This is a genomic window from Candidatus Methylomirabilota bacterium (genome assembly GCA_035764725.1).
GTDB lineage: Bacteria > Methylomirabilota > Methylomirabilia > Rokubacteriales > CSP1-6 > DASRWT01.
Genome location: DASTYT010000068.1, coordinates 1 through 10609, shown reverse-complemented (window position 1 = coordinate 10609; position 10609 = coordinate 1). Strand labels below are relative to the sequence as shown.

Below are 10609 nucleotides of genomic sequence, written 5' to 3'. Positions count from 1 at the left end.
CCTCGCACTTCCCGTCGCCCTCGTTCGGCCGCGTCGTCCGTGAGGGCAACGGATTCTGGTTCGAGTACGCGAAGGCCTGAGAGGACGCCTTCTCGCAGAAGTCGGTGCCCCCCCGCGCGCGTGTGGGCCGCCCTCCACGCGGCGGCCCGTCTCTTTCGCGATCTCGCTCGCCGCGGCCTCCAGCACGTCCTTGGTGCGCGACACGACCGCGACGTCGGCGCCCTCGCGCGCCAGCTCGCGCGCGATGGCCTTGCCGATGCCGAGGCTCCCGCCGGTGACGATGGCCTTCTTGCCCGTGAGCCCGAGATCCATGGCGTCCTCCGTGCCGCTCAGCCCTCGAGGTACTGGAACCAGAAGCCCTTGCCCTCGCGCACGAAGCGGCCGAAGGAGGGCGACGGGAAGTGCGAGGCGCAGACGAGCACGTCGCGCTCGCAGTAACGCTCCATGAAGGCGCGGCGGGTGGCCGCGGCCTGCGGTGGGTCGTAGTCGGGGCGCGGCACCCACTCCATCTCCAGGCACTGGACGGGCGAGTGGATGAGGTCGCCGGTGATCACCGCCTCCTGGCCGCGGGAGCTGATGTGCACGCTCATGTGGTCGGGGGTGTGGCCGGCGGTTGACTCGAAGCGCACCTCGTCGCCGATGGCGAAGTCGTTCTTCACGAGCTGGGCGCGCCCCTGCTCGACGATGGGGAGCACGCTGTCCTCGATCTGGTTCTGCGGCGTCTCCTTGTGGAGGCGTGTCCAGTACTGGAGCTCCTTCTCGCTGAAGAGGTATTTCGCATTGGGGAAGGTCGGCACCCAGCGCCCGTTCTCCCAGCGCGTGTTCCAGCCCACGTGGTCGTTGTGCATGTGGGTGCACATGACGTAGTCGACCTGCTCGGGCCGAACCCCGGTCTCCGAGAAGCGCTTGAGGAACTCGCCGCTGGTGGTCATGTTCCACGTCGGGCGCACGCGCTTCTTGTGGTCGCCCACGCAGGTGTCGACCACGATCGTGTGGTGCTTCGTGCGCAGGAGGAAAGCTTGCATGGGGAACACGAGGCCGTTCGAGCCGACGTCCATGGCCCAGCCGGCGAGGCGCTGTCTATAGGGCCCCCATTGCTCGGCGGTGATGCTCGGGAAGAACTGAGCGGCCTCGAAGTCGGGCCGCTCGGATTCGATGACGCGGGTGATGCGGATGTCGCCGACGGTCCGCTCGAGCATTTCAGAGCCTCCCCGGCGGCGCCGTAGCCTCGAGCGTCACCTCGCCGAGCCCCTCGATGGCGAAGCGCACCCGGTCGCCCGGCACCGGAAACTTGGTGGTGATGCTGCTGCCCGTCATCACGATCATGTCGCGCTCGAGCCGGCGGCCGCGGCGATTCAGGAGATTGGCCACCCAGGCGAGCGCCTCCAGGGGATGGCCCATGGCGTCGCCCGTCTTCCCCTCGCCCGCGGGCGCATCGTTGACCCAGGCGCGCGTGACGGCCGTCTCGAGGTTCACGTTCTTCCACGTGGTCATGGGCGTCCCCAGCACCACGCCGCCGTTCCACGTGTTCTGCGCGATCAGGGTGAAGGCGTCCAGGCTCTTGTAGTCCGCGTTGCCGTCCTCCACGAGCTCGAAGGCGGGCATGCAGGAGGCTACGTGCGGCGCCACGGACTCGCGCGTCCACGGCGGCCCGCCGGCCGGGAGATCGTCCCTCATGCGCACGGCGACCTCGAACTCGATGCCGAGATGGTGATAGTCGCCGACGTCGACGATGGCGGGCGACTGATGTACCACGGTGGAGAAGAGGGCGCCCGCGGCGGGCTGGTCCACACCGGTCATCTGCTGCATGGCCTTCGAGGTGAGCGCGATCTTCCAGCCCACGATCTCGCCGCGGCCCTCCGCCTTCATGAGCCCGTGGAGCGCGTCCTGGATGCGATAGGCGTCGTCCAGCGGGCCACCGCGCACGGCGGGATCGAGCGGGCGGTAGCGTTCGCGCTTCCGGTGCATCTCGAGACTGGCGCGGGCACTGGCGTCGATCCGCTCTGGGGTCAGCATGTCGGGGATTCTACTCCGAGATGGTATTGTGAGCGTCGGGAGGATCGCATGCCGGTGGACCCCGCCGTCACCTCGCAAACCGTGGAGCTGCTGCAGCAGCTCATCCGCAATCAGTGCGTCAACGACGGGTCCGTCGCCTCCGGCCAGGAAGTGCGGACCACCGATGTGCTGCGGACGTATCTCCAGGGCAGCGGGCTCGACCTCGAAGTGTATGAGCCCCTCGCCGCCCCCGGCCGGACGAGCCTGGTGGCACGCATCGAGGGCAGCGATCCCAAGGCGCCGACCCTCTGCCTCATGGGTCACACCGACGTGGTGCCCGTGAACCCGAAGACGTGGTCGCGCGATCCCTTCGGCGGCGAGCTCGTGAACGACGAGGTGTGGGGGCGCGGCGCGGTCGACATGCTGAACCTCACCGCTTCGCAGGCGGTGGCGCTGAAGACGCTGGCGCGGCGGGGATGGAAGCCGCGCGGCACGCTGGTCTATCTCGCGTGTGCGGACGAGGAAGCGGGCGGCACGCTCGGCGCGGGGCACGTGTGCGAGGAGCACTGGGACGCGTTGCGCGCCGACTATCTCCTCACCGAGAACGGCGGCACGGTCAGCCGGCCCAAGCACGGCGACGGCCTCAACGTGGTCGTGCACGTGGGCGAGAAGGGCGTGGCCTGGCGCCGGCTCAAGGTGACGGGCACGCCGGGGCACGGCTCGATGCCGTACGGATCCGACAACGCCCTCGTGAAGGCGGCCAAGGTGGTGGGACGCCTCGCCGACTATCGCCCCTCGCCGTACGTCGACGCGCTGTGGGCGACCTTCGTGCAGACGCTGGATCTGGCCCCTGCCGTGAAGGCCGCGCTCCTCGATCCTGCCGGCGTCGACGACGCCATCGCCGGACTCTCGCCGAGCATGGCGCGCTATCTCTGGTCGGCCAGCCACACCACGTTCTCGCCCAACATGTGCCGGGGCGGGAACAAGACCAACATCATTCCCGACGCGGTGGACGTCGAGGTGGACATCCGCACCGTGCCGGGCGACGACGAGGACGAGGTGCGGCGGCACCTCGACAAGGCGCTGGGCGACCTCGCCGACGAAGTCGAGATCGAGAAGCTCTACTCCAAGCCGGCCTCGATGTCGCCCACCGACACGCCGCTCTGGGACGTGCTGGGCAAGGTGGTCGCGGGCCACTACCCCGGCGCGCGCCTGTCGCCCCGGATGATCGTGGGTTTCACGGACGCGCCCTACTTCCGCGAGCGGGGCGCCGTGGCCTACGGCTTCGGCCTCTTCTCCCGCGCCCTCACCGCCGAGGCGATGGCCGGGCGCTTTCACGGCAACGACGAGCGGGTGGACGTGGAGTCGCTCGCTCTCACCACGCAAGCCTGGCTCGACACCTGCCAGCTTCTCCTGGGGTAACCATGGACACCCGCGTCGACGAGATCGCCCCGAAGATCTATCGCCTCTCCACCTTCCTGCCCCAGGTGGGGCCCAAGGGCCTACAGTTCAACCAGTTCCTGGTGGACGCGGAGCAGCCGCTCCTCTTCCACTGCGGGCAGCGTGCGCTCTTTCCCGCCGTGTCGAAGGCGGTGGCGCGCATCATCGACCTCCGTCGCCTGCGCTGGATCGCCTTCAGCCACGTGGAGGCGGATGAGTGCGGGGCGCTGAACGAGTTCCTGGACGCCGCCCCCGAGTGCACGGTGACTCACGGCGCCATCGGCCTCGGCATCTGGCTGAACGATCAATCGCCGCGGCCTCCGCGCGCGCTCGCCGATGGCGAGGTGCTGGATCTCGGCGGCAAGCGCGTGCGCCGCCTCGACACGCCGCACGTGCCGCATTGCTGGGACGCGGGGCTCATGTTCGAGGAGACCACGGGCACCCTCTTCTGCAGCGACCTCTTCACCCACGTGGGCGACCCGAAGCCGCTGACCGACGGTGACATCCTGGAGCCCGCGGTCGCCGCGGACAAGCAGTACCCCTTCATGGCCGTCGGCCCGTTCGTCGGGTCCACCCTTCGGCGCCTCGGCGGGTTCAAGCCGCGCACGCTGGCCGTCATGCACGGCTCCTCCTATACCGGCGACGGCGCCGCGCAGCTCGACCGGCTCGCCGAGTTCTACGACAACCGGCTGCGCCGGTGACCGCGCGCCCGCTCTCCCTCGCGCATCTCACCGTTCTCGACGCCACGCCGCCCGAGCTGGTGAGCGCGGCGGCGGCCGCGGGCTTCCCGCACGTGGGCATTCGCCTCACCGCGACGCCCAGCGTGGGCATCCCGCCCTACGACTGCCTGCGCGACGGGCCCTGCCTGCGCGAGACCCTGGCGCGGCTCGCGGACACCGGCGTCACCGTCCTCGATACCGAGTTCCTGCGCTTCGAGCCCGATCAGCCCGTCGGTGTTCCGGAAGGATTCCTCGAGGTGTCGGCGCGCCTGGGCGCCAAGCACGTGCTGGTGATGAGCGCGGAGCCCGAGGAGGCGCGCACGCTGGACCGCTTCGCCGAGCTCTGCGACCGGGCGGCGAAGTACGAGCTGCGCGTGGGCCTCGAGTTCGCGGTGTACACGGGCGTGCGCACGCTCGCCGACGCCGCGCGGCTCGTCAAGCAGTCGGGGCGCGCGAACACCTCGGTCGTGGTGGACTTCCTCCACTTCAGCCGCTCGGGCGGGCAGCCCGCGCATCTCCACACCGTGGATCCGGCCCTCTTTCACTACGCCCAGATGTGCGATGCGGGGCCCGACATGCCGGCGCCGACCGACACGCCCAATCTCATCCGCGAGGCGCGCGGCGGCCGCTTCTTCCCCGGCGAGGGCGCGCTTCCCGTGGCCGAGCTGATCGCCGCCCTCCCGCCATCCATCCCACTCGCGGTCGAGGCGCCCAGCGCGGCCCTCGCGCATCTGCCCGCCGTCGAGCGGGCCCGTCGAGCGCACGAGGCGCTCAGGAGGTACGCATGTTGAATCCAGGCGACAAGGCCCCGGACTTTTCCGGCCGTGACGCGAACGGCAACCCCGTCAAGCTCGCCGACTTCAAGGGCAAGACGGTCGTGCTCTGGTTCTATCCCAAGGCCGACACGCCCGGCTGAACCGCCGAAGGTTGCGGGTTCCGCGACCTCAAGGCCGACTACGACAAGAAGAACGCGGTGATCCTGGGCGTGTCGTTCGACACTCCGGCGGAGAACAAGACGTTCGCCGAGAAGTTCCACTTCAACTTCCCCCTGATCTGCGACACCGACCGGACGATCGGCACCGCCTACGGCGCCAACGCGGATCCCGCCAAGGGGGCGCAGCGCGTGGGCGTGGTCATCGACAAGGATGGCAAGATCAAGGCATGGCACGCTCGCGTCGACGCCCGCGCCTGGCCATCGGAGGTGCTGAAGACCCTGTGATCCCCGGCGGCGCGGAATGAGCGAGCCCCTCGCCCTCCGCGCCGTCGAGCTCGCCGAGGCCCTGCTGCGTGACGCGCGCGCGCAGCAGACGGGCGACGAGCATGCGCGCGCCGCCAAGCTCGCGCGTATGATGGCCGATCCCCACGGCAAGGAGCTGACCATCGCCCTTGCCGACCAAGCCTTCCGCAGCCACCGGCCCGAGCGCATCGCCGATCAGCTCGCCTACCTCCTCCACCGCTACGGTGTGCCGCAGTACATGGACTGGTGGGAGCGCGTCGCCCTGCTCCTGGGCGGCGCGATGGCGCACTACCTGCCGAGCCTGGTCGTCCCGCCCATCGTGGCGCGGCTCCGCCACGAGACCCAGAACGTCATCTTGCCCGGCGAGGAAAGCGAGCTCACGCGCTATCTGACGGAGCGCCGCCGCGACGGCATGCGCCTCAACCTGAACCAGCTCGGCGAGGCCATTCTGGGCGAGGGAGAGGCGGGCCGGCGTATGGAGGCGTACCTGGCCCTCCTCGCCCGCGACGACGTCGAGTACATCTCCGTCAAGGTGTCGTCGGTGTTCAGTCAGATCGACCTCGTGGCCTTTCGCGCCACCGTGGCCCACGTGGCCGAGCGCCTCCGCCGGCTCTATCGCGCCGCGGCCCGGCACGACTACACGCATCCCGACGGCCGCGTCACGCCCAAGTTCATCAACCTGGACATGGAGGAGTACCGCGACCTCGACCTCACCGTGGCCGCGTTTCAGGAGGTGCTGGACGAGGAGGAATTCCTCCCGCTGCGGGCGGGCATCGTGCTCCAGGCCTATCTGCCCGACTCGTTCCGGGTGCAGCGCGCGCTGACCGCGTGGGCCGTCGCGCGGCGGGCGCGCGGCGGGGCGCCCATCAAGCTTCGCATCGTCAAGGGCGCCAACCTCGCCATGGAGCGCATCGAGGCGGCGGTGCACGGCTGGCCCCAGGCGCCCTATGCGACGAAGGCCGAGGTCGACGCCAACTACAAGCGGATGCTCGCCTACGGCGTCCGCCCCGAGCACGCCGAGGCCGTGCATCTCGGCGTGGCCAGCCACAACCTCTTCGACGTGGCCTACGGCCTGGTGCTGCGCGCGGAGCACCGCGTGGAGCCGTGGATCGAGTTCGAGATGCTGGAGGGGATGGCCAACCATCAGGCCCGCGCGGTGCAGGCGCTCGCGGGGGGTCTTCTCCTCTACGCGCCGGTGGTGCGCGCGGAGGACTTCCACAGCGCGATTGCCTATCTCGTGCGCCGCCTCGACGAGAACACCGCGCCCGAGAACTTCCTCCGGCACGTCTTCGACCTCGAGCCGGGCTCGGCGGACTGGGACGCCGAGCGGGATCGGTTCCTGGATGCCTTCGTCATCGCCGAGTCGGTGCCGGACGCGCCGCGCCGCACCCAGGACCGGCGGGCGGAAGCGCAGGCGCCGTCCGTCCCGCGCGCGCCGAACGTGCCGTTCGCGAACGCGCCCGACACGGACTGGACGCTGCCCGCCAACCGCGCGTGGATCGACGAGGTGATGACGACCTGGCGCGCGCGGCCGCCCGAAGCGATTCGCCTGCAGATCGGCGGCGCGTTCCACGCGGGCGCGCGCGAGGTGGAGGGGCGCGACCCTTCACGCCCCGGGCAGGTCGCCTATCGCTATGCCCTGGCCGGCGCGGCCGACGTCGATCGCGCTCTCGCGGTGGCGCGCGCGGCGCAGCCGTCGTGGGGCGCGCGGTCCCCCTTCGAGCGCGGCGCCCTGCTCGAAGCGGCGGCGGTGGCGCTGGGCCGGCGCCGCGCCGATCTCATCGGCGCCATGATCCTCGATGGCGCCAAAACGGTGACCGAGGCCGACGCGGAGGTCTCGGAGGCGGTGGACTTCGCGCGCTACTACGCGCGCACCCTGCTCGAGAGCGCGTCCGAGCTGGCCGACTGCGCGATGAAGCCGCTCGGCGTCGTCGTCGTCACGCCGCCCTGGAACTTCCCGCTCTCCATCCCTGCCGGCGGCGTGCTCGCGGCCCTCGCCGCCGGCAATGCCGTCATCCTCAAGCCCGCGCCGGAAGCGGTGCTGGTGGGCGCGCATCTGGCCCAGTGCCTCTGGGAGGGCGGCGTGCCGCTCTCGCTGCTCCAGTTCCTCCCCTGCCCCGACGACGAGGTGGGGCGCGCGCTCGTCACCGACCCGCGCGTGGGCGGCGTCATCCTCACCGGTTCGGTGGAGACGGCGCGGCTCTTCCTCGGCTGGCGGCCCGACCTGCCGCTCTACGCGGAGACCAGCGGGAAGAACGCCATCATCGTGACCGCGCTGGCCGACCGCGATCAGGCCATCCGCGATCTCGTGCGCTCGGCCTTCGGCCACAACGGCCAGAAGTGCTCGGCGGCGAGCCTCGCCATCTGCGAGGCCGAGGTCTACGACGACGAGGCGTTCCGCCGCCAGCTCCGCGACGCCGCGGCGAGCCTCGCGGTGGGCAGCGCGTGGGAGCCGGCGAGCCGGATCACCCCGCTCACCCAGCCGCCCGGCCCCGCGCTCCAGCAGGCGCTCACCGTGCTCGACGAGGGCGAGAGCTGGCTGCTCGAGCCGCGGCCCCACGGCGACAATCCCCAGCTCTGGTCGCCGGGCATCAAGCTAGGGGTGCGCCCGGGCTCCTTCTTCCACCTGAACGAGTGTTTCGGCCCCGTGCTGGGGCTGATGCGCGCCGACGGTCTCGACCATGCCATCGCCCTCGCCAACCGGCCGCCGTTCGGCCTCACCAGCGGCATCCAGACGCTGGACGATCGCGAGGTCACGCACTGGGTGGACCGGCTGGATGCGGGCAATCTCTACGTGAACCGCCCCATTACCGGCGCCATCGTGGGCCGCCAGCCCTTCGGCGGCTGGAAGGCGTCGTCGGTGGGACCGGGCGCCAAGGCCGGGGGCCCCAACTACGTGCTCGAGCTGGCGCGATGGCGGCAGGCCGCGCTCCCCGCGGCGGACGGCGAGCCCCTGTCCGAGGCGCTGGCCGCCGTGCTCGCCTCCTGCCTCGAGCCCCTCGCCGACGCGGAGCTGCAGGCGCTCGCGGAGGCCAGCGCCGCCAGCTATGCGCGCGCCTGGCGCCGGCACTTCGGCGTCGCCCACGACCCCTGGGGGATACTCGGCGAGGACAACCTCTTCCTCTACCGGCCGTGCCGCCGCGTGCTCGCGCGCGGCTCCACCGCCAAGGCCGAGGGCGTGGCGGCGCTCGGCCGCGTCATCCTCGCCGCCCACGTGACGGGTGTGCCGCTCACCGCGAGCCTCACGCCGGACTCCGGCGACACGGACTGGGTCGCGGGCTGTCCCGGCGCGGAGGTGGTGGTGGAGGACGAGGCCGCGTTCGTCGAGCGGCTCGAGCTCCATACCGATGCCGAGCGGGTGCGCGCCTGGGAGCCGCTGTCCGCGGCGGCACACGCCGCCGCCAACGGCCGCGGGCTGGCCGTCATCGACGCGCCCGTGCTCGCCAACGGGCGCCTCGAGCTACGCTGGTATCTCCGCGAGCAGGCGGTGTCGCGCGTCCGCCACCGCTACGGCAGCCTCACCGAGCCGATCAAGGAGGGAGCGCCGTGACCCACGCCCCGATGCCGACGCCGTCGCCCGGCGCGACGGAGTCCCTCGTGACCTGGACCCACGTCATCTACGCACTGCACGCGACCAGCCTCGTCATCGGGATCGTCGGCACGGCGACGGTGGTGGGGGCCTTCCTCATCGGCTGGCCGTCGATCATCGCGGTCATTCTGAACTACGTGAAGCGCGGCGAGGTCCGGGGGAGCTGGCTCGAGACCCACTTCCGATGGCAGATCCGCACGTTCTGGTTCGGCCTGCTCTGGGCGAGCCTCTGCATCCTGCTCGTGATCGCGACGCTCGGCGTGGGGATCCTGATCGTCTGGATCCCGCTCGGCCTGGTGGGGATCTGGTTCGTCTACCGCGTCGCGCGCGGGTGGATCCGCCTGAACGACCGCCGGCCGATGTACGCGTAGCGCCGCCGCCGCGCTAGATCGCGATCTTCAGCAGCGCCGCGGCGGTGCCGCCCAGGATCGCCGCGCGGTCCACGTCGCTGAACCCCGGGGTCTGTAAGATCAGGTCCACCTGCGTCTTGGTCCACGGGTAGGGATAGTCCGTCCCGACCAGGAGCTGACCCGTGCCGACCTCGGCGGCGAGATGCCGGACGCCCTCGGGGTTGAACACCATCGTGTCGTAGTACATCTGCTTGAGATAGTCCGTCGGCTTCTTCTTGATGGTCCCGTGCGTGCCGCCCGGGCAGAGATCGGGCCGTGTGGGGCAGCCGAAGTCGGAGCGCCCCGAGTAGGACGGCAGGAAGCCGCCACCGTGGGCGCCGATGATCTTGAGCCTGGGATGCCGGTCGAGCGTGCCCTCGAAGATCAGGTGCGAGAGCGCGATGGTGGTCTCGAGCGGGTTGCCGATCACGTTGCCGAGATAGCCGTTGCCCTGGAAGCGCGAGTTGAGCTGATCGGGCGCCCCGTCTCCCTGGGGATGGATGAACACCGGCACGCCCAGCGCCTCTGCCTTGGCCCAGAACGGATCGAACTTCCGGTCGCTGATCTCCATGCCGCCCACGTTGCCGCCGATGCCGGCCCCCCGGAGCCCGAAGCGCTTCACACCCTCCTCGAGCTGCTCGGCGGCGAGGTCGGGATGCTGGAGCGCGACCGTGGCGAAGGCCACGAAGCGGTCGGGAGTGGCGGCGCACGCCGCCGCGAGCTTCTCGTTCTGGATCGCGCACACCTGCTTGGCGAGGTCGCGGTCGACCTTGTACCAGTTGGGATTGATGCTGAGGGCCTGCACGTCGATCCCCTGCTCGTCCATCGCCTGCAGACGCACGCCGAGCTGGGTCGCCATGTCGAGGTCGGTGCGGAGCCCCGGCCCGGCGAGCTTGAGGTTCATGAGGGCGAGCGCCTCCGGCACCGCGCAGTGGGCGTGGACGTCGATGGTCTTGACGCGCTTGCCGTCCACGAACACTTCGCGCCGGCGCGCTTGCGCGCGCGCCGGCCGGGCGGCGAGAAGATCGCAGCCTACGAAGACGAGGCCGGCGGTGGCCGCGGAGGTCCGAAGGAATTCCCGGCGTGTGGTCATGGCCGAGCCCTCCTTGTATCTCTCAGAACGTGCCCGGCGCTAAGCTGAGCCGGGTGAAGGTGGGCGGGAGCCCGTGGCCTCCTGGGTCCCGCAAGACCGTAACTGAGCTCGGTGCCCCGCCCACTGTTCCATCATCGAACCCGAACA

General features: G+C 70.7%; 10 protein-coding genes. 6 read left to right on the top strand and 4 right to left on the bottom strand.

The features are described from left to right. The 3 genes from VFX14_11915 to VFX14_11905 form a co-directional block, all read right to left on the bottom strand. Positions 1–312: SDR family NAD(P)-dependent oxidoreductase (locus tag VFX14_11915; protein HEU5190386.1), on the bottom strand; the 312-nt coding region annotated here is incomplete at its 3' end. Positions 313–329: 17 nt separating this feature from the next. Further along, positions 330–1199, bottom strand: coding sequence for an MBL fold metallo-hydrolase (locus VFX14_11910; GenBank protein HEU5190385.1), 870 nt, complete (start codon positions 1197–1199; stop codon positions 330–332). Position 1200: 1 nt separating this feature from the next. Beyond that, positions 1201–2016, bottom strand: coding sequence for a fumarylacetoacetate hydrolase family protein (locus VFX14_11905; GenBank protein ID HEU5190384.1), 816 nt, complete (start codon positions 2014–2016; stop codon positions 1201–1203). 48 nt (positions 2017–2064) lie between these two features. Here VFX14_11905 and VFX14_11900 point away from each other — a divergent pair, with 48 nt between their 5' ends. Genes VFX14_11900 through VFX14_11875 form a run of 6 tightly spaced genes read left to right on the top strand, consistent with a single transcriptional unit; the run spans position 2065 to position 9351 of the window. Next, positions 2065–3417, top strand: a complete 1353-nt coding sequence (locus VFX14_11900) for a M20/M25/M40 family metallo-hydrolase (GenBank protein ID HEU5190383.1) — start codon at positions 2065–2067, stop codon at positions 3415–3417. A gap of 2 nt (positions 3418–3419) precedes the next feature. Further along, entirely contained in the window at positions 3420–4136 is a 717-nt protein-coding gene (locus VFX14_11895; GenBank protein ID HEU5190382.1) for an MBL fold metallo-hydrolase, read from the top strand. Beyond that, complete coding sequence (locus VFX14_11890) at positions 4133–4945, top strand: TIM barrel protein (protein HEU5190381.1); 813 nt, start codon at positions 4133–4135, stop codon at positions 4943–4945. The genes VFX14_11895 and VFX14_11890 overlap by 4 nt, the downstream gene beginning before the upstream one ends. Beyond that, complete coding sequence (locus VFX14_11885; GenBank protein HEU5190380.1) at positions 4939–5373, top strand: peroxiredoxin; 435 nt, start codon at positions 4939–4941, stop codon at positions 5371–5373. The genes VFX14_11890 and VFX14_11885 overlap by 7 nt, the downstream gene beginning before the upstream one ends. Positions 5374–5389: 16 nt before the next feature. Continuing rightward, positions 5390–8941, top strand: a complete 3552-nt coding sequence (locus tag VFX14_11880) for a proline dehydrogenase family protein (GenBank protein HEU5190379.1) — start codon at positions 5390–5392, stop codon at positions 8939–8941. Then, positions 8938–9351 (top strand): hypothetical protein, encoded by a 414-nt coding sequence (locus VFX14_11875; protein HEU5190378.1) that lies wholly within the window; start codon positions 8938–8940, stop codon positions 9349–9351. The genes VFX14_11880 and VFX14_11875 overlap by 4 nt, the downstream gene beginning before the upstream one ends. Before the next feature lie 13 nt (positions 9352–9364). Here VFX14_11875 and VFX14_11870 read toward each other — a convergent pair whose 3' ends face one another. Next, positions 9365–10462, bottom strand: coding sequence for an amidohydrolase family protein (locus tag VFX14_11870; GenBank protein HEU5190377.1), 1098 nt, complete (start codon positions 10460–10462; stop codon positions 9365–9367). Positions 10463–10609 lie beyond the last annotated feature (147 nt).

Coding starts and splice junctions, on each gene's coding strand:
- VFX14_11910 (HEU5190385.1), bottom strand. CDS start 1,199: ATGCTCGAGCGGACCGTCGGCGACATCCGCATCACCCGCGTCATCGAA.
- VFX14_11905 (HEU5190384.1), bottom strand. CDS start 2,016: ATGCTGACCCCAGAGCGGATCGACGCCAGTGCCCGCGCCAGTCTCGAG.
- VFX14_11900 (HEU5190383.1), top strand. CDS start 2,065: ATGCCGGTGGACCCCGCCGTCACCTCGCAAACCGTGGAGCTGCTGCAG.
- VFX14_11895 (HEU5190382.1), top strand. CDS start 3,420: ATGGACACCCGCGTCGACGAGATCGCCCCGAAGATCTATCGCCTCTCC.
- VFX14_11880 (HEU5190379.1), top strand. CDS start 5,390: ATGAGCGAGCCCCTCGCCCTCCGCGCCGTCGAGCTCGCCGAGGCCCTG.
- VFX14_11870 (HEU5190377.1), bottom strand. CDS start 10,462: ATGACCACACGCCGGGAATTCCTTCGGACCTCCGCGGCCACCGCCGGC.